17 protein-coding genes are annotated in these 19998 nt (G+C 52.5%); 6 read left to right on the top strand and 11 right to left on the bottom strand.

The annotated features are described in order from the left end of the window. Positions 1-48: 48 nt before the first annotated feature. The 3 genes from HZS79_RS11870 to HZS79_RS11860 all read right to left on the bottom strand — a co-directional run bounded on the left by HZS79_RS11870 (position 49) and on the right by HZS79_RS11860 (position 4038). Positions 49-657, bottom strand: coding sequence for an OmpW/AlkL family protein (locus HZS79_RS11870; protein ID WP_179927996.1), 609 nt, complete (start codon positions 655-657; stop codon positions 49-51). Positions 658-1143: 486 nt separating this feature from the next. Next, positions 1144-2208, bottom strand: coding sequence for a 2,3-butanediol dehydrogenase (locus tag HZS79_RS11865; RefSeq protein WP_274380174.1), 1065 nt, complete (start codon positions 2206-2208; stop codon positions 1144-1146). A gap of 15 nt (positions 2209-2223) precedes the next feature. Next, entirely contained in the window at positions 2224-4038 is a 1815-nt protein-coding gene (locus HZS79_RS11860) for an NAD(P)/FAD-dependent oxidoreductase (RefSeq protein ID WP_179927995.1), read from the bottom strand. Between the two features lie 293 nt (positions 4039-4331). On the opposite strand from HZS79_RS11860, the gene HZS79_RS11855 reads away from it, so the two are divergent. The 3 genes from HZS79_RS11855 (at position 4332) to HZS79_RS11845 (ending at position 8458) form a co-directional block, all read left to right on the top strand. Continuing rightward, complete coding sequence (locus tag HZS79_RS11855; protein WP_179927994.1) at positions 4332-6317, top strand: sigma-54-dependent Fis family transcriptional regulator; 1986 nt, start codon at positions 4332-4334, stop codon at positions 6315-6317. A 104-nt stretch (positions 6318-6421) separates the two neighbouring features. Next, entirely contained in the window at positions 6422-7276 is an 855-nt protein-coding gene (locus HZS79_RS11850; RefSeq protein WP_179927993.1) for an AAA family ATPase, read from the top strand. 3 nt (positions 7277-7279) lie between these two features. Beyond that, positions 7280-8458 (top strand): vWA domain-containing protein, encoded by a 1179-nt coding sequence (locus HZS79_RS11845; RefSeq protein WP_083003343.1) that lies wholly within the window; start codon positions 7280-7282, stop codon positions 8456-8458. A 115-nt stretch (positions 8459-8573) separates the two neighbouring features. On the opposite strand, the gene HZS79_RS11840 is transcribed toward HZS79_RS11845, so the two are convergent. Together HZS79_RS11840 and HZS79_RS11835 are read right to left on the bottom strand one after the other, a co-directional pair. Next, entirely contained in the window at positions 8574-9104 is a 531-nt protein-coding gene (locus HZS79_RS11840; protein WP_162219251.1) for a cytochrome b, read from the bottom strand. A 120-nt stretch (positions 9105-9224) separates the two neighbouring features. Next, positions 9225-9785 carry a hypothetical protein gene (locus HZS79_RS11835; RefSeq protein WP_179927992.1) on the bottom strand — a complete coding sequence of 187 codons (561 nt, stop codon included), beginning with the start codon at positions 9783-9785 and terminating at the stop codon, positions 9225-9227. Between the two features lie 171 nt (positions 9786-9956). Here HZS79_RS11835 and HZS79_RS11830 point away from each other — a divergent pair, with 171 nt between their 5' ends. Next, a complete protein-coding gene (locus tag HZS79_RS11830) occupies positions 9957-10349 on the top strand; it encodes a RidA family protein (protein WP_009723567.1) in 393 nt (130 codons plus the stop codon). Positions 10350-10369: 20 nt separating this feature from the next. Here the strand turns inward: HZS79_RS11830 and HZS79_RS11825 are convergent, their stop codons facing one another. Together HZS79_RS11825 and HZS79_RS11820 are read right to left on the bottom strand one after the other, a co-directional pair. Then, entirely contained in the window at positions 10370-11821 is a 1452-nt protein-coding gene (locus HZS79_RS11825) for a cobyric acid synthase (RefSeq protein WP_179927991.1), read from the bottom strand. Between the two features lie 10 nt (positions 11822-11831). Then, on the bottom strand, positions 11832-14006 hold the full coding sequence (locus tag HZS79_RS11820; protein ID WP_179927990.1) for a S8 family peptidase: 2175 nt from the start codon (positions 14004-14006) through the stop codon (positions 11832-11834). A 185-nt stretch (positions 14007-14191) separates the two neighbouring features. Between HZS79_RS11820 and HZS79_RS11815 the strand changes: the two genes are divergently transcribed. Then, complete coding sequence (locus HZS79_RS11815) at positions 14192-15112, top strand: glutaminase (protein WP_162219255.1); 921 nt, start codon at positions 14192-14194, stop codon at positions 15110-15112. Positions 15113-15119: 7 nt separating this feature from the next. Here the strand turns inward: HZS79_RS11815 and HZS79_RS11810 are convergent, their stop codons facing one another. Continuing rightward, entirely contained in the window at positions 15120-15983 is an 864-nt protein-coding gene (locus tag HZS79_RS11810; protein WP_179928062.1) for a bifunctional transcriptional activator/DNA repair enzyme AdaA, read from the bottom strand. A 178-nt stretch (positions 15984-16161) separates the two neighbouring features. Further along, on the bottom strand, positions 16162-16635 hold the full coding sequence (locus tag HZS79_RS11805; RefSeq protein WP_179927989.1) for an Lrp/AsnC family transcriptional regulator: 474 nt from the start codon (positions 16633-16635) through the stop codon (positions 16162-16164). 142 nt (positions 16636-16777) lie between these two features. On the opposite strand from HZS79_RS11805, the gene HZS79_RS11800 reads away from it, so the two are divergent. Continuing rightward, on the top strand, positions 16778-17389 hold the full coding sequence (locus tag HZS79_RS11800) for a LysE family translocator (RefSeq protein ID WP_162219257.1): 612 nt from the start codon (positions 16778-16780) through the stop codon (positions 17387-17389). A gap of 123 nt (positions 17390-17512) precedes the next feature. Here HZS79_RS11800 and HZS79_RS11795 read toward each other — a convergent pair whose 3' ends face one another. Beyond that, a complete protein-coding gene (locus HZS79_RS11795; RefSeq protein WP_162219258.1) occupies positions 17513-18301 on the bottom strand; it encodes a slipin family protein in 789 nt (262 codons plus the stop codon). Between the two features lie 30 nt (positions 18302-18331). Further along, positions 18332-19702: an NfeD family protein gene (locus HZS79_RS11790; RefSeq protein WP_162219259.1), complete on the bottom strand. Its 1371-nt coding sequence runs from the start codon at positions 19700-19702 to the stop codon at positions 18332-18334. Between the last annotated feature and the right edge of the window lie 296 nt (positions 19703-19998).

Genomic DNA, 19998 nt, shown 5'->3' with positions numbered 1-19998 from the left:
AGCTGGGCGTACTGTTTAGACGTACTTCAACAACGTTTGGTTTAGCGATTAGAAGCGGTAAGTAACACCGCCACCGATAGTGACTGGATCAATATCTACCTTGCCAATCGTCGCACCGCCTGAATCAATATCGGCACTCACATCAGCGTAGTTGACGAAACCGTTCAGCATAATGTTATGTGTCACAGCAAGGTCTACCCCTGCTTGCCCAACGATGCCGTAGCTTTTGTCAACGCTCAGACCCTCAGGCTCACCCGAGAAGCGCGTGTAGTTCAAGCCTGCCCCCACGTAAGGCTGCACTCGCGAATCCATACCACCCATTGGATAGTAGTTAACCAGAAGGTTGATCGGCATGCGGTCTACGCTACCCACGCCACCACCTGGGTTTGTGTTCAGGTCATGTTCAAACTTCTCGGAGCTATTAAGCTCAACACCTACGTTGTCAGTGAACAGGTAGCCAGCACCGAAAGTAACACCACGGGCACTTTGGACATTGAGCGATGCGTCACCGACGTTACCGTTGCCAGACCCAGTATTCGTTTGCGCAACACCGATACGTACGAACGTATCGCCTGCTTCGTAGGCTAGTGCTGCTTGGCTTACCATGATCGCGCCAGCTGAAATAACAGCAGCCGAGATTAATTTAATTTTTTTCATCAGGGTTATCCTCTTTAATAATGCACATGTTCCATTGCGCTAGGGATTACGATGCCGATCAATCGACCTACTTGTACAGTATATAATAAAAGAACAGCGTTTCAAAACCTTCTGTAAAATATTAATATAAGTAAATTTTCGTTTACTATTTTCTCTACGCATAAAAAAAGTCCCCCGAAGGGGACCCAGGTGGAGCACGCCAGCTCACTCGGTGTATCGCTTACCAATCTCTGCCGGGGCGATATAGCAAAGAAGGGAGAGTGGCATCTTGCATCTGTCTACTCTGTTCATTTGCTTCTTGTTTAATATAATGCGAGCTGTGTGCCAGATTTTTAATAAATTTTAAAAAACATATACTTACTTAAAAACCGTTGGTTTTTAAATTCTTCATAACGCATTGCAGCAAACAAAATGCACCAGCGCTGCGCATTTCAGAGTGGCCTTGCTTCACAATGCGTCAACATAGTGTTGCTAAAGCAGTAGTAACTATGGCGTTACGATGATTTTCACCTGTGCCTTGTCACTTAGTAGCGCTTCAAATCCCTCCTCCACGATATCTGCTAGCGGGATACGCTGAGTCACCATGTCTTGCGCTCGGAAGTAGCCACGCTGCATTAGCGCCATCACCGCTGGATACACATGGCGATAGGCAATAATACCTTTCATGGTGCGCTCTTTAATGACCAGGTCGTTGGGATGGAAACTGGCCTCCCCTTCCCAAATACTCACCACGATCACTTCTCCGCCTTCGTGAGTACTATGCAAAGACTGATTCAGTACGGCCGGAATCCCAGTCACCTCGAACGCTACGTCAACGCCGCCATTGCTCAACATTTGTAGCTTAGCCACTGCATCTTCTTGCTGTGGGTCCACTACAATAGCGCCAAGCGCTTCGGCCTTGGCTTTACGTGAAGGTGCTACTTCCACGGCGTAAATTTGAGCGGCGCCTGCTGCTTTTAGTGCTTCGATGGTCATTAACCCAATCGGGCCAGCGCCAAATACTGCCGCGCTATCCCCCGCTTTCAAACTACTTTGACGAACGGCATGCAAAGCAACCGCCGCTGGCTCTACCAATGCACCTTGCTCGAAGCTGAGATCATCCGGCAGCTTATGCACCATGTGCTCCCCCATCACGGTGAACTCCGAGAAGCCACCGCCGCCGCCAGAAAGGCCATGAAAACCCAATAGCGGCGTGAGGTTATAGCGCTCCATTTGATAAGCACCGTTCTGATTAGGTGAAAGAATCGGCTCTATGGCAACGCGATCCCCCACTTTCACCCGTGTTACTTTGTCGCCTACCTCAACCACTTCACCAGCGAATTCATGCCCCATGATAATCGGTGCTTGTTCACCGCTAATCGGGTGCGGCTTATCGACCGGAATAAAAATCGGCCCGGCAGCGTACTCATGCAAATCGCTGCCACAAATACCACAAGCAGCCACTTTGACCTTTACCTCATGAGGGTCGTTAATCGTCGGTATCGGCATTTGCTCAACACGAAGATCTTTCGCTGCGTACCACACTGCTGCCTGCATCGTTGACTGGCTCATATACTGCCCCTTATCTCATGCTCTGTGATGAACTGGCTGCAGGCCATAGACAGGGGTGTCTAGCCCTTCCATGCGTGCTTTTAACTGCAGCGCCAAATAACGTGAGTAGTGCCGCGACTGGTGTAGGTTGCCGCCATGGAACCACAGTGCCTCTTGCTGAGTGGGCTTCCACATATTGCGCAGCTCGCCCTCCCATGGGCCGGGGTCTTTGGTGGTATCGGAACCTAATCCCCAACACTTACCCACTTTATCGGCCACTTCTTGAGAAATAAGCCGTGCCGCCCAGCCATTCATCGAACCATAGCCGGTGGCATAGACAATCAAGTCAGCGTCAAGCTCACTGCCATCGGTAAGCGTGATGGAGTGTGGGTTAATGTGGTCAATGCCCACACCGCTGCGCAGCTTGATATCGCCACTGGCCACCAAGTCGCATGCGCCTACATCGATGTAGTAACCCGAACCACGGCGTAGATACTTTAAAAACAGCCCCGATTCATCGTCACCAAAATCGAGCATGAAACCTGCTTTCTCAAGCTTTTGGTAAAACTCAGCATCGCGCTTTTTAATCGCTTCAAAGGCGGGGCGCTGAAAATCCGGCAGCACCTTGTAAGGGATTGAGGCAAACACCAAGTCGGCTTTTTCATGGGTTAAGCCACTCGCCACAGCCTCTTCCGAATAAAGCGGCCCCAGCACCTCCTCCATCAGCGAATCCGACTTCACAATATGGGTAGATGAACGCTGCAGCATGGTGACATCAGCGTCGTGCTCCCATAGTGCGGCGGCAATATCATGTGCCGAGTTATTAGAGCCCACGATGACGCATTTCTTACCTTTATAGGCGTCCGGCCCCGGGTGCTGGCTAGAGTGCTGCTGCTCACCTGCAAAGTTTTCTGCTCCTGGGAATTTAGGCACATTGGGCATTCCTGACATACCGGTAGCCATCACCAACTGTTTGGGTCGTAGCGTGATCTCTTCGCCGTTGCGCTTAACCTTAACCACCCACTCACCTGCGACCTCGTCGTAGCTAGCATTCTGACACTCGGTTGAACTCCAATAATTGAGCTCCATCACTTTTGTGTACATTTCCAACCAGTCCCCCACTTTGTCTTTAGGGGCGAATACAGGCCAGTTATCTGGGAAGGGGATATAGGGAAGGTGGTCGTACCACACTGGATCGTGCAAGCAGAGTGACTTGTAACGGTTACGCCAGGAATCTCCCGCGCGCTCGTTTCGCTCAATGATTATCGTTGGCACGCCCAGTTGCCTTAGCCGTGCGCCTAAACCAATACCACCCTGGCCACCGCCAATAATCACGCAGTAAGGCTGCCGGATGTAGCCCAGTTCAGCTTCTTCACGTTGTCGTAACTCTAACCACGTTTCACGCTGCTTATTGGCACCGTGCTCAGCCCCTTTTGGGCGATGGTGATTGCACTGCTCAGGGTAGTCGTTCAGCGCTTGCATGGTGGTTAACAACGTCCAGCACCTGCCTTCTTTAAGGCGCAAATAGCCTTTACCGCTGGCAACCGCTGTTTCAAAGGTAAACCACGCATCGTAGATATCGCCGTTTTCAGTGGCCTCGCCGTCTAACTGCCAGTTCGAAGGCTGTACGTTATTGAGCGTGGTATTGAGCATGGCCTGAATTTCATCTTTGCCTTCGCAGGTTTTTAAATTCCAGGTGAAGGTAAGAAAGTCACGCCAGTAGCACTCGTCTCCAAACAGAGACAGAACTCGCTCAATATCCTGGGCCTGAAGGGCAGTATCAAAATCGTGCAACCACGCTTGAACAGTATCCGTGGGGGGTTGCTGGACTTGTGCCGTTATCTTTGACATAGCGGGTACTCCATGTGCAGTTGTTATTGTTGAGTTAACTGTGATGCACCCAATACATAGCAGCCGCCGTGCCAAACCAACCATATAAAAAATAAGCAATTGAAAAATATATAATTTATTCACATGCAGACAAATAGATAAGACAGCGAAAGTGCCGTACACCTGTCACGCTGTTTACAGCTAAACGTTACAGGTGTAACGCACGACTAACGGCGTAAGCAGCCCACGTTGACTCTTGGGGGAAAGCGCATAGGCTAAAAGGACAATAACAACAGCGCCCATTGAGTAACGCCATGCTGCATCACACACCCTTACCCACACGGCTTCAATCTGAACAGCGTCGACATATCGAGCATATTTTTCAGCTCGGTGAAGGGCTAGAGGCTCCCTGCTTGCCTGAGCAGGCCACCATTCGTCGCTCCTGGCTGCGCTGCCTGAACGAATATCAACTAGACCCCACTCATCCACGCCCAGCGCGGGTAGTGCCCCAGCAAACACTGATTGAGCACCGCGAGTCCGTCGATGAGTTACTGCATGTCGCCCGTGCCGGGGTCGATCAGCTCTATGGACAAATAGCCCAGCTTGGCTACGTGCTACTCGTCACCGACCACCGCGGCATTACCGTTGAGTTTCGCGGTGATCCCAACCAGGACCAGCAATTACGCAAAGCTGGTCTATACCTGGGGGCTGACTGGGACGAACGCTTTGCCGGCACCTGCGCTGTCGGTACCTGCTTGCATGATCGCCAGGCGATTATCTGCCACCGCCAAGAACACTTCGATGCATCCCATATCTCGCTGACCTGCACCGCCGCTCCTATTGCTGACCCTCAGGGTAATGTGATGGCCGTGTTAGATATCTCCGCGCTGCAGTCACCTACCCAGCACGAAAGCCAGAATTTCAGCCTATCGCTGGTAACGCTTTATGCACGCATGATTGAGGATGCCTATTTTCTTCAGCGCTACCGCGACTGCCTGATGGTGCGTCTAGATACCTCGCGGGAATTCGTCCACGTCAACGGGCGTGGTTTAATCGCCATTGAAGAGAATGGACAGGTGATCGCCGCCAACGCTGTGGGCCGAAAACTCATTGCCGAACACCAGCACCGCTGGCCACCTTGGTCCGCGAATCACACCCCAATGCTTGGCGAACTATTTGAGTGTGAGATCGCCGATATACTGAGCATTAATAGCGGCACTGATGATCAATTGCGCGCCTTCCGCGCTCGTGCCAGCAACACCATCCACTTTATTAGCCTGCTGGAACCCCGCCGCCCCCGCATGTCGCAACGGGCAACGCCGTCTGCTTCTGAGTTGCCGGAACCCTTAGCTCGGCTGGGCGCCGACGACCCCGCGATGCGCAAAGTACAAAAACTGGCCGAACGCTTGCGCAATGAAGCTAACGTTAACGTATTGATTAGCGGCGAAACCGGTACCGGCAAAGAGGTAGTTGCACGGGCGTTGCACGAAAGCGGCAACCGCGCCAAACAGCCGTTTATTGCGGTTAATTGTGCGGCCATTCCCGAGTCACTGATTGAAAGCGAATTGTTTGGCTACGAACCTGGCTCCTTTACCGGCGGCCGCTCAAAAGGGATGCGCGGTCTTATTCCACAGGCCCATGGTGGCACGCTGTTTTTAGACGAAATCGGCGATATGCCATTAGCGCTACAAACCCGACTGTTGCGCGTGCTGTCCGAACGGGAAGTGATGCCGCTAGGGGCTAACACGCCGGTAAAGATCGATATTCGCGTTATTACGGCCACCCATCGGCATATCGAAGAAATGATCCAACAAGGGGAATTCCGTGAAGACCTCTATTACCGGCTAAACGGTGCACAGCTTCGACTACCCGCGCTACGCGAACGCGCCGATAAACTATTTGTTATTCGCCGCGTGTTTGAAGACGTCGCTGCCGAACGCGCCACGCGTGCCTCCCCGCGCCTGCGCGCAGATGCCATTAGTGCGCTGCTCGCGTATTCCTGGCCCGGCAATATCCGCCAGCTTAAAAACGCCCTCGCCTTTGCCCTAGCCACTTCGGAAAGCGACGAAATAACCGTTCACGACCTACCAGAACAATGCCTTAGTCAGCGCATTACCCGCAACGTGGCGGCCCAAATTGAAACGAACGCCAGCGAAGCCCTTTCAGGTTCACTTACTCACCTGCTTAAGCAACATCACTGGAATATCAGCGCGGTTGCCCGTGAGCTAGGCGTTTCGCGGCCCACGGTATATCGGCAAATGCAGCGCCAAGGGATTGTGCCCCCCAACTGGCAGGGCTGATAGCCAATTGCTCTATCCACTAGTTGGCCATGGGGTTTACCCTCACGTACACTTGTTTGAATCTATTTTTAAACAACTCGTTTCGACAAGCCGAGGCACTCCCCATGGCGTTTGATTCAACCTCTTCTTACATCGCAACTGATGCACTCAAACAGGCAGTCAATGCCGCGGTTGTGCTACAGCGTCCACTACTCATCAAAGGTGAACCCGGTACCGGTAAAACACTGCTGGCCGAGGAACTCGCTGAATCCCTGGGCACTAAGCTGATTACTTGGCATATCAAGTCCAGCACCAAAGCCGCTCAAGGGCTTTATGAGTATGATGCGGTCAGCCGCCTGCGCGATTCCCAGCTAGGCGTTGAAGGCGTGGAAAACGTAGGTAACTACATCAAGCCCGGCAAGCTGTGGGAAGCTTTCACCGCAGGCGAGCGTGTGGTACTGCTGATTGATGAAATCGACAAAGCGGATATCGAGTTTCCCAACGACCTGCTGCAAGAGCTGGATCGTATGGAGTTTCATGTTTATGAAACCGGCGAAACCATTCGTGCCGAGCAACGCCCGATTATCGTGATCACCTCGAATAACGAAAAAGAGTTGCCCGATGCCTTCCTGCGTCGCTGCTTTTTCCATTACATCGAATTCCCCGACCGCGAGACCATGCAGGCGATTGTGGATGTTCACTTTCCGGATATCGCCCCCAGGCTGGTCGGCGAAGCTTTGGAAGTGTTTTTCGACCTGCGCAACGCCCCAGGCCTCAAGAAAAAGCCCTCCACTTCGGAGCTAGTGGATTGGCTCAAGCTGCTCATGGCCGATGAACTGGCCCAGGAAGCACTCTATCACCGCGACCCAACCAAAGCCCTACCGCCGATGGCAGGCGCACTAGTTAAAAATGAGCAGGATACTCACCTGCTGGAGCGTCTGGCGTTTATGATGCGTCGCCAAAAGAGTACGGGGCGTTAAGCCATGTTTATTGGTCTGTTTGATGCCCTCAAACGTGCCGGTGTGCCCGTTTCTCTACGCGAATTACTTGATCTTCACGCCGTGGTCGAACGTGGCGTCGTGTTTGCCGATATGGAAGCGTTTTATCAAGTGGCGCGTACGGTCATGGTCAAAGATGAGCGCTACTTTGACCGCTTTGATCGCGCCTTTGCCGCCTGGTTTAAAGGCCTTGAAGACATGGATTCGGCAATCGAGGCGCTCATTCCCGATGAGTGGCTGCGACGCGAATTTGAAAAGCAGCTCAGCGACGAAGAGAAAGCCAAAATTGAGTCGTTAGGTGGTCTTGAAGAGCTGATTGAGACCTTTAAAAAGCGCCTGGAAGAGCAAAAAGAGCGCCACGCGGGCGGCAACAAGTGGATTGGCACGGGTGGCACCAGCCCTTTTGGAGCGTATGGTTACAACCCCGAAGGCATACGTATTGGCCAGGATGGTTCGCGCCACCGTCGCGCTACCAAAGTTTGGGACGAGCGACGTTTTCGCGATTACGATGACTCGCTTGAACTGGGCACCCGCAATATCAAAATGGCCTTACGGCGGCTGCGCAAGTTTGCCCGCCAAGGAGCGCTGGACGAGTTTGATGTGGACAGCACTATCCGCGAAACCGCGCGGGATGCAGGGTTGCTCAACATTCAAATGCGCCCCGAACGTCATAATGCGGTTAAAGTGCTGCTGTTTTTAGATGTCGGCGGATCGATGGATGATCATATTCGCGTCTGCGAAGAGTTATTCTCAGCGGCACGTTCCGAATTCAAACACTTGGAACATTATTACTTCCACAACTGCCTTTACGAAGGGGTTTGGCGCAATAACATGCGTCGCCGTAACGAACGCATCCCGACCATGGATGTGTTGCACACCTACGGGGCGGACTATCAGGTGGTGGTAGTCGGTGATGCCGCCATGTCGCCTTACGAAGTTACTCACTCTGGCGGCAGCGTGGAGCACTTCAATGACGAACCAGGTGGCGTGTGGCTAAAGCGCTTGGCTGATACGTTTCCACGCTTGGCGTGGTTAAACCCCATGCCACCCCGTGCCTGGGAGTACACCTATTCGACCCAGTTAATTCGTGACGTTATCGATGACCGCATGTATCCCATGACCATGGAAGGGCTGGAGACAGCCATGCGTGAGCTAGCCAAGTAGCATCTCATCAAGACGGATAATGCTAGCACCTCGCCTAACATCGTTAGCCAAAAAAATGGGCGCGTTCGATTGAGCGCGCCCATTTTGAAACATGATAAATACAGGTTATCCGGTGTTACGTCATGCGTGACACTACATCATGATTGGTTAGTTTACGGTGCAAGATAGCCATCACGACATGGCCCACAATCAACGCCAGCAGCGCCCAACCGAGTTCACCATGCAGCAGACCACCCAAATTCACCATCCAATCAATGCGCTCGCCTTCAAAGCCAGGCATTAAATTGATACCAAATACATCCAGTGCGCGACCTGAGCCATACTGACGAATCAGCGCGATGGTCGGCACCGCAATCATTAGCCCATATAGAACCAAATGGCCAAATTTAGCCATAACACTCACGGATGGCGGGCGGCGTGATGTATTAATTAACGCCCACACCGCACGTAACAACACCAACAGCATCAAGGTAACCCCTACCGTGCGGTGGGTACCCCACAGGAAAGATTCCAACGCCGTATCTTCCAAAAATACCCGGGCAGCTGCACCGCTAAACTGCCAAACAAATAGCAGTGCCATCCCCCAGTGCAGCGCCTTACTGACGACACCATAGCGGGTAGTAGTATCCATTATTGCCAGCGCCATACGCCCTTCCCTTTAATTAAAGATAAAACATACCGCTATTTTACCCAGGAAAATGGACAACATCATGACGTCAGCGTGCAAGTTCGTTGCATAAAATGGAACGCCTTGTTGCTTTCCAGCCTAAAGCGTTGCAGGAAAGCTGTTGAGACCTGACAAAAACGCATCCTTAGCCTCAGCAAATGCAGTGGGGTCATGCTTAAATCGGCGCAGTATTAGCGCTTCATCCAGGCTCAGCGTGGGCGTCAGTTCATCGCTATGCTTAGCAGGATGACGGGCGCCTAAACCAACACGTTGCCCATTTTCCCCATCAAACCAACGCTTGATACCACACTGCTGGTAAAACGCTTCTTGGCCAGCATCGCTTACCTCAACGCGTAGCGGCGCCTTAAGACTTAGCTCACTGATTAAGCGCGCTTTAGCGCCATCAACAAACTCGCAGGCGTGAGTTACCGTCATGCCCTCGCCAGCCTCATCCAACACCAGCAATGCCAGTGCCAAAGGCTTGCCATCACCATCAACACCCGCTAGCAAACGAGCTGCTTCTTGGTCGAACAGCACATTTTTCGTGCCGGTAAAAACCACCAGTGGCGTTAACCCAGCTTGCTGACCGTATACATTGGCACACAGGGTTGCCAAACATGCATCACGCGGGGCGCTCTGACTAATATGGACTACCTTCATTACGCTCTCTCATGAGGATTTAAAATCACACCAACAACGGGCAAAACCTTAAAAGCTCGCCAGCCTAGAGCAAAGCTATCGCTAGCACCACCCTCTTTTCCCAAAGCAACTACACTCTAGTGGCAGAGTCGCACTAATCGCGACTCGCTTATTTGTCGCTAAGGAGAGCCAATGCCGCAGTATATCGACGATCCCACGTTACCCAAACCGAGTTTCCCTGGTAGTCACATGGTTATCGATGATCACTATGTGTTTATTTCAGGGCTGACCGTTACTGATCTTTCTAACGGCAAAGCCACCCGTGGAGATGTCAAAGAAGAAACTCGCCTCGTCATGCGCGAACTTGAACGCATGCTAGAGCAAGAAGGTGGCAGCCTAGCGGATATTGTACGGGTAGACATCCACCTTGCTGACTTAAGGCAGATCAATGCATTAGACAGTATCTACGCGGAGTTTTTTGAACCTGGACGCTACCCGGCACGCACCTGCACAGAGTCACCTAACATTTGCGGGGGTAGCACCGTCGAAATCACCTTGATGGCAAAGCGTCCACCGCAAGAATAATCCTCAAGCATTCTGGGCGCTTAATGCGCCCTTACCATCGCCAAGATGGCCTCAATATCCAAGTGCGCTTCCAGCGTGTCTGCCAGTCGTTCCAGCGCTTGCTCACGATGGGCGCGATAATCGACGGGTGTCGCACTTTCTAGGCCTAACTGAGTAAGCAGCGCTTGGCAGGCATCGGGGTGATCAAACAACCCATGCAGGTAAGTCCCCATCACTTGGCCATCTATGCTGATAGCCCCATCCACGTGGCTACCTAAATCAAACAGCGGCCGATTGAGTGCAGCCCCGCTGCTCACGCCATTGTGAATTTCGTAGCCCGTCACTGTCGCTTCTTGCCCCACCATGACACCACTGACATTTCGCAGCTGCTTACCCGCGACCATACGCGTGGACACCTGCAACAGCCCCAAGCCTGCTACCCTCCCAGGCACGCCTTCCAGGCCGTCTGGGTCATCTACCCACTCGCCCAGCATTTGAAAACCACCGCAAATTCCCAGTACCTTTCCGCCGTAGCGCAGATGGCGGGCAATGGCATCTCCCCAGCCCTGGCGTGCTAGCCACGCCAAATCGCTGGCGGTGCTTTTACTACCGGGCAGTATAATCACATCAGCAGGCGGAATCGGTTGGTCTGGCTCCACAAAGCTTAGCGATACCTGAGGGTGTAAACGAAGCGGGTCAAAATCCGTGTGATTGCTGATACGCGGTAGCGTGGGAACAATGACCTTAAGGGTGTGATTAGCCTTTTCAGCGTGAACTAGGCCAATGCTATCTTCAGCGTCCAACAGCAGGCCCTGCAGGTAAGGCAACGTACCCAGCACCGGCTTGCCAGTCCGCGTTTCTAACCACTCAAGCCCTGGTTCAAGCAGGGCAATATCGCCCCGGAAACGGTTAATAATAAATCCTTTCGTGCGTGCCTGCTCGCTGTCGCTTAATAGCGCCAGCGTTCCTACTAGCTGAGCAAACACACCGCCACGGTCAATATCGCCCACCAACAATACCGGGCAGTCGGCAGCTTCGGCAAAGCCCATATTGGCGATGTCGCCTTTACGCAGATTGATTTCCGCCGGACTGCCCGCGCCTTCGGCAATGATCACATCAAAGCGGCTTTCCAAGGCCTGCCATGCCGCCATGACGCTCTCTTTCGCCGTGCGCTTAAACGCATGGTAATCCAGTGCATCCATATGGCCATGCACCTTGCCGCGTAAAATCACTTGGGCACCACGATCGGTTTCCGGCTTTAACAGCACCGGGTTCATATCACTATGGGGAACCACCCCCGCCGCCTGAGCTTGTAGTGCAGTGGAGCGGCCAATTTCACCGCCGTCGCTAGTGACAGCACTATTGAGTGCCATGTTTTGCGGTTTAAATGGCGCGACTGAAATACCACGACGCGTTAACACGCGACAAAGCCCGGCAACCACCGTGCTTTTGCCCGCATCCGAGGTGGTGCCCTGAATCATCAATGTGGTCATAGACTGCCAATTACCAAGCGTAAGTGTAATTTACCATCGCAGCGGAATCGCTTGGGGCATCAGCATCATGGCCTGGTTCAAGTGTATGCAACAGATTAAACTGCCACAGGCTGCGGTCACTCGTCGGGAATGCGTACCCCAGCTCAATATCCAATTGACGGCCTGAAGGCTCAAGCGAGGCACTGCGAGTCTCGCGGATGACACTACCGTCTAAGCGACGCCCTACTGGCACATCGAAGAGTGCATTTGCGCTAGCGATCCGCAGTGGCTGGCGGAGGGTAAATGCAGCGCGTTCATCGGCACGCTGACCGCTTCCAGACCACTGTACGCCCAACGCCATTTGCTGTGCCTTTATATCATCTATTCGGGTCAATAGACCGCTGCCGACAGCGCTGCCTCGCCCCTGCTCAAACTCTGCAAAACCGCTAAAACCATTATTAAATGCTGCCTGTAAGCCAATGCCTGCAAACGCCATTTGGTTTTGCTCGCCCAACCCCAGGGCTCCGCTGCCACTGGCCCCCAACAGGCCTTGCTGCTCATCTAACTGGCCTACATAACCACTAACACTAAGGGCAGGTGACACCTGAAGTGCCAGTCCTACGTCTGAACGGTTTGCACGGTAGTCGCTGTGACTCTCCATGCTGTTTACACCACCGACCCAGTGGGAGGCCGTCAAGCTTAGCTGCTCACCCAGCGGATAGCGGGTTTTTACACCATTGACTGACTCAAATGCCTGGGTCAATTCAGACCCTGCTTGAAAGGAGATCATCGGCATCATGGCCGACTCCATATAGCCACTCATGGGATCAGGCTGGTCGCCAGCAAAGCTAAATGCGCTCAACTGTACGTCACCAAAAGTACCGTCGAAACGACTACTCAAGACATCACCCATACTGTTATTGCTAGACGTAAAACGGTAATTCCCCTGCTCGATGGATTGCGTCTGTTTCGCATAGGCAGATGCCTGAGACAGCTGCTCCATTTGATCACGGAGCTGTATCGCACGCCGTGTGCGCGGCTGAGCATGCAAACCAAGGTTGAGTTGGTAATCACGCCCGAGCGCATCGAATACCGCTACATTATCAAGCACACCAGACGCCGCTACCGCATTGCCATAAGCACCGGACAGCTGCATAAACGAACTATCCGCCGACTCACCACCTTCAGATATACGCTGGCTCTGGCTTACCACCAGCTCACCTTCTGGCGCTAGCGCTGCATCGATATCTGCTTCGCCCTGGCCTAGATAGTAAGCGCCGCAATTCAAAGTGCCTGTTTCGCCACAACTATTGTGCTGAAATAACTCATTGTCCTGTCGTGCGGTATCCAGCAGCCGCTGGCTTGCTTCCCGAGCCGTCAGATGAGGCCACTGAGCAACTATTCCCGCCGCATATTCGGAGACACGCGCTGCAGAAATAGACGTCCCTTGAGCCTCTTCCTGGCGATTAGCATATTCAGCGCCTACTGTGCGCTCTTGTAGACGACTATCATCACCTGGATAGCTACTGAGTGGATGAATCGAACCATCTTCTGTCGTACCTACCGCAATGAGCATCATGCGATACAAATCGGGGTGCCTATCATAAATAGCGTTGCCCTGAGTATCGATAGCGCCGCCACTATTGCCAGCGCTGACCACGTAAACGGCTCCTTTGCCATCATTCGCATCCACTACCCGCTGAAACGATGCTCCGGAAGATACGCCATTAAATGAAAGCCGAGGGTCGCTCGCTTCAAGGCGACGAGAGAAACTTGCATTGATTACGCGTGCGCCCCTGAGTGCCGCTTCACCTATGGCGTAATCAAGCGCATTGCTAAAAGTATCTCCTTGGCCGTCTTCAACTTTGAGCAGATCAAGACGCGCACTCCCCAACGAACCTCCGGTAATCGTCGAGGCCACCGCATTACCATGCCACTCATCAACACCACTAACATCTGTCGTGTTGGTATGGACATCTAAGCTGTCTATTACTCGCTCAGCGCTGGTAATCGTGGCGACATCAAAGGCGCTGTCAGCCACTGCAACACGAACCAGCCCAGGTTCGAGAGGAGCAGGACTAGGACGAGATGGCGAACTGCCTGATGCGTGCTGACCGCCGCCGCCACCACCACTTGAGCTGCATCCTGATAAAGACAGCCCAATCGCTATCCCCGCTGCCAGGAAGAGAGGCCGCTGTTTGAGCATCATGGCCACCTTTTGTATCAATATAAGGCTTTACGTATATGCCTCCTAGAGGCGGTATACGAAAAGAGGAGCTGTGTGCATTTAATACTGAGAGAACTCTGTACGCAAGGGATGGGGTTTCAGCAGACAAGCTTGCTAATTTCCGCTAGGGTAGCGCCTCACGCTGCCAAACGAATACGTATTAGATGCAAGAATTACTCAATAATATTGTCGCCGAGCTAGCCCTTGAAACCGAACGGGGCAAAGTGGCCGACTACATTCCTCAGCTTGCTCATGTGGATCCTCACCAGTTTGCCATTAGCCTGGCCACGGTAGACGGCCAACGTTACTCTGCGGGCTGCGCCACCACCCCTTTTTCGATTCAAAGCATTTCCAAGGTCTTCACTCTAACCATTGCGCTTGGAAAATGGGGCGACGGGTTATGGTCGCAGGTCGGGAGAGAGCCTTCTGGCGACCCGTTCAACTCCATTGTTCAGTTGGAACATGAAGGCGGCAAACCACGCAATCCGTTTATTAATGCTGGGGCGATTGCAATCGTTGACGCCATCATGATGGGTCACGAGCCTAAAGAGACACTGGCAGAAATTCTTAGTTTTGTGCGCTACATCGCCGACGATAACAGTATCTGTTTTGACCATCAGGTAGCGGCTTCCGAAATGCAGCATAAAGACCGCAACGCCTCACTGGCTCATTTTATGAAAGCCTTTGGCCGCCTGCGTCATGATGTCGACAAGGTGCTCGGCACCTACTTTCACCAGTGTGCGATTGCCATGAGCTGCGATCAACTTGCCCACGCTGGGCTGTTTTTGGCCTCTGACGGCGTCAATCAGCCGAGCAATTTACGCGTGGTATCGCCTCAGCGGGCGCGCCGAATTAATTCACTAATGATGATGTGCGGCCACTACGATGCGTCGGGGGAGTTTGCCTTCCGCGTTGGCCTGCCCGGCAAAAGTGGCGTAGGCGGTGGGATTTTGGCTATTGCACCTGGGCGTGGTTCGCTGGCCGTCTGGTCACCCGGACTGGATAAATACGGCAATAGCCTATTGGGCACACGCGCGTTGGAAATGTTTGTCCAACACACCGGTTGGTCGGTGTTTGGGCATTAATTCAGAGTTAATGCGGCTCGAGCAAGGGAGAATGCTGGGCCGCTTCCCACGCCTGCACCTGCTGCTTCGTTTCAATGCCCCAGCGGTAGCCGCCTAGCGCACCGCTTTGTTGGATTACCCGATGGCAGGGAATCCAAAGTGCAATGGGGTTAGCGCCTACCGCATTACCCACCGCTCGTGATGATTTCGGCGTGCCTAGTGCCTGGGCAATTTGCGAGTAGCTCGCCAACTGCCCTTCAGGAATGGTGAGCAGCGCGCGCCATACGGCAATCTGGAAATTAGTACCGCTCACGTGGAGCGACAGCGTGGCAGGCGAATGGTTAGCGCACGTCGTTTTAGTAGATGTTGTAAACAGGGCCTCTACCGCATAACGAGTGGTGTCAGGGCGATGGCAGAGCGTACTGCGCGGCCACTGTTTCGCTAGTTGCGCCAGCAGCGCTTCCTGGCTGGTTGACACCACAAAGGCCATTCGACAAATCCCTCTCGGTGTCATCGCCACTAACATCTCGCCAAAAGGCGTGGGATGCACCCCATACGCAATCTCTAGCCCCTCTCCTTGGCGTTTAAACTCACCCGGAGTGACCGCTTCTAACTGTACAAAGTGATCATAAAGCCGCGAGCCGCCGCTCAGCCCTAGTTCATGCACGGTATTGGTAAGGCTTTCTGACGATGCGATTAGCTGTTTGCCCCGCTCCAAGGTCAGCGCCTGTAAAAAGCGCTTGGGGCTGATACCCGCAAAACGACAAAATAGCCGCTGGAAATGGTAAGCACTCAAATGCACTTGCGCCGCCACTGTTTCCAAACTTGGCTGGCTGGCGGCATTGGCCACCATATAGGCCATCGCTTTTTCGATACGGGCATAATCATTCATAAAGACGTTCTCATCGGAGCTAAACGAGGGAAAGCACAGGGCAATCAGAATATAGGGCAAGCTTAACCACCCCATGCCACCAAGCCTACCCGAATCTTGCGCAATGCAGTTAGATGCCCAACAACGTCTCAATTGCAATAGCCAAGCACCACGCCAACCAAGCCATAGCCTCTTTATCTCAGTCAGTTAGCGGCAAAATTCCGTACTCCTTCACCGGCTGAATGGCAAAGTTGCTGCGGATATCGCTTACCCCTGGCAAACGCAGCAGTGTACCGGTCAAGAATGCATCATAAGCAACCAAACTCGGCACCACGACTTGTAGCAGAAAATCTGATTCACCAGATACAAGGTGTGCTGTTACCACTTCAGGTAATTTCACGACGGCTTCACGGAAGGCGTTTGCCTGCTCTTCATGGTGTCGCTCCACCTTAATACCAACAAACACGGTTAGCTCCAACCCAACGCTTCGGCGATCAAGCTCGGCATGATAGCCACGAATAATGCCGCTGGCTTCCAAGCGCCGCACACGGCGTAAGCAGGGAGACGGTGACAAGTTCACCTTCTCGGCTAGCTCTACATTCGTTAAACGCGCATCACCTTGGAGCAACGCAAGCAGTCGGCGGTCAGTAGCATCCAACTTGGAATTTGGCATATATCATTATTTCCATTATTAAAATTGGCACAAAATAGCAAAAAAATAATTCTTATAGGTGTAAATGACAAGATAACGCTCAGCGCTTTAACGTTACCATGAGCCTCCTCTCAACGCGATTTGTCACTAACAGGACGCAACCATGGAGTTCGGGCTTTTTATAGGCGCTTTAGCCATCGTTTACCTAATACCCGGCCCTGATATGCTGCTCGTGCTGCATACCAGCAGCACCCTTGGTCGTGGCCACGGGCTGGCCACCGCGCTAGGGTTGGCAATTGCCAGAGGCGCGCATGTCGCCTTGGCAGGGTTAGGATTGGCAGCACTTTTTATTGCCGCACCATGGCTATTTGATGTGGTTCGCTACGTTGGTGCTGCCTACTTGGTTTGGCTGGCTTTGCAGTTTATTCGGACGCAACCTCGTACATCGATAAATCAACAACAAGTGCCACTTAACGGCAGCTATTACATGGCGTGGCGACGTGGGTTGCTAACGAATCTATTAAACCCCAAATCGCTACTTTTTTGCTCGGTGTTACTGCCGCAGTTTGTCCATGCCGAACAGGGGTCAGTTCCCCTTCAGTTCACTCTGCTAGGAATCATGATGGTGAGCGTAGGGCTACTGTACGATGCCGTATACGCCTGCATTGGAGCAAAAATGCAGCGCTGGGTTGCAGGCAATCAAACAAAGCAAAAAATACAGAACTGGGTATTTGGCACGCTACTGATTGGCTTTGCGCTGCGCTTAGCCTCTTAGCAGGCCAGCTTTTGAAAAGTCGGCGTTGGCAGATTAACCGCCGCCAGCTGTGCTGATTAGCCCACGAGCTAAAGTTGAACGTGCTAAAGCAGCCAACTGGCAGCGGGTTATTTCATGTTTATTCTAAGCATCGTCTTGTTTATTATCCGGCGCTGACGCCTTATGTTTGGCCTTCATGTCCTTAAAGGCTTCCATGATGTCCATTGGCAACGGGAAGACTATCGTCGATGCGTTTTTGTTACTCATATCGCTCATGGTTTGCAGATAGCGAAGCTGCAGAGCAGCCGAATTTTCCTGCATCACATTGGCTGCTTCAACGAGTTTCCTTGATGCCTGAAGCTCCCCTTCCGCGTGGATAACCTTAGCGCGACGTTCACGCTCAGCCTCTGCTTGGCGCGCAATCGCACGGATCATGCTCTCATCCAAATCCACGTGTTTAATCTCGACGTTGGCAACTTTGATCCCCCAAGCCTCTGTCTGAGTATCGATAATTTCCTGGATATCATCATTAAGCTTGTCCCGCTCTGAAAGCATCTCATCAAGATCATGCTTACCTAGCACCGAACGAAGCGTTGTCTGAGCGAGCTGACTGGTCGCCTGAGTGAAGTTTTCTACCTGAATAATCGCCTTCTCTGGATCAACCACGCGAAAATACAGCACGGCATTGACCTTAACCGTTACGTTATCCTGGGAAATCACATCCTGCTCCGGCACATCCATGGTGATGACCCGCAGATCAACCACTTCCATTTTCTGCACCCCAGGAATCACAATCACAAGACCTGGTCCTTTCACCGTTTGATAACGCCCCAGGAAAAAGACAACGCCTCGTTTATATTCCGGAAGAATACGAATAGAGGCGGCCAATAGCATCACCACAAGTACGACGGGAACAAAATAGGAAACAATCATTGCGCACCTCGCTTAGCAGTTGGTTTCTCGTTAATGGGGAGCTACATGAGGAGCCACATGCACAGTTAATCCATCAAGCCGTATTACCTTCAAAGTATCTCCCTGTTTGACGGGAACGTCAGACACCGCATTCCAACGCTCGCCATGCAGGCGGACGTGGCCGCGGGTATTAAAATCCTCGAGTGCTACCGCCTCTTCGCCGATCAACTGTTCAGCACCACTGTGTGCCGGGCGGCGACGCAACGTTGCGAAGCGCATCAGTGTCCACAGCATTAAGCCTCCTGAAATTAAGGCTACCCCGCCAATTAAGGGTACTGATATAGCCAAGTACTCAGCATCCATTAGCATCACTGAGCCCAGCACGAAAGCCACAAGCCCACCTACCCCTAACACGCCAAAACTAGGTAGCAACGCCTCTCCCACCATCAGCGCGATCCCCACGACCACTAACGCAAGTCCTGCATAATTGATAGGCAATAACTGAAAAGCAAACATCGCTAACAGCAGCGAAATTACGCCGATCGTGCCGGGAAAAAGACTCCCTGGGCTAGAGAGTTCAAAAATCAGCCCATAGAAGCCAATAATCATCAAGAAATAAGCAATATTTGGATTGGTAATAAACGACAGCAGCTGGGTACGCCAGTCAGGATCAAAACGCTCGACTGTCAGGTGCTCTGTCACCAAGGTGACATCGCCACGCTCCATCGCCACTGTCATGCCTTCTAGCTGTGTCAGCAGGTCATCGATATCTCGTGCCACCACATCGATAACGTTTAGTTCAAGCGCTTCCGTAGCCGTTAGGTTTACCGCATCGCGCACCGCTTCTTCAGCCCAATCCGCATTGCGGCCATGGCGCTCTGCCAGACCACGAATAAAACTAACGGCATCTTCGAGAACCTTCCGCTCCATGGCACTGCTCTCACGTGCAGAATCTGACGTGTCACCATTGTCATCTTCTGCCTCCCTAGAAAAACCAGGGCTGCCCATCTGTACGGGCGTCGCTGAGCCAAGATGAGTAGAAGGCGCCATGGCTGCTACATGACTGCCATAAAGCAGATAGGTACCCGCGCTTGCCGCACGCGCACCGCTGGGGGAGACATACATGACGACTGGAATGTCAGCGTTGAGCATGGTTTGAATCATGTCACGGGTGGTTTCAACCAGCCCACCTGGCGTGTTTAGCTCAACGATAACCAGCTCACTGCCTTGCTCTTGGGCACGCTTAAGGCCACGCTCAAAATAGTCTTTGGTTGCTGGGCCGATGGCTCCCTCAACGTGAAGCACCAACGCGGTTCTATCACCGTTCTGCGCCACCGCCTGCCAAGCAACTGACAATGTGGCCATCATGACACCCGCCAGCAGTATCCAAAGCCAATGCGATTTGAGAGAAAGGGCTTGCATATTAGCTCCCCGCGCTCCGCGCTATTGCCTAGCTATCTGTATCAGAGCCCGCCTTATATCAAAGAACGCCTTGTACTAAAGACCGCCTCAATGCCATCTTGTTTCACAAAACCTATATTTCGTACAGCCTACGAATAACTAGCGACTCTCACAGGTATCTCATTCAACGTAGCACGCCTGGATGGACGCGCCATAAATCAATAATAGTAAACACTCGTTTTTTTAACTGTTTAGCCTGATGAGGTGAACCACGCTCTTATACAGAAGTCGTACTGCTAGAACATTTTAGATAAGGA

The sequence above is a fragment of the Vreelandella zhaodongensis genome (assembly GCF_013415115.1).
In the GTDB taxonomy this organism is placed as follows: Bacteria; Pseudomonadota; Gammaproteobacteria; order Pseudomonadales; family Halomonadaceae; genus Vreelandella; species Vreelandella zhaodongensis.
The sequence above is the reverse complement of the archived record's forward strand: the minus strand, read 5'-3'. Positions and strand labels throughout refer to the sequence as shown.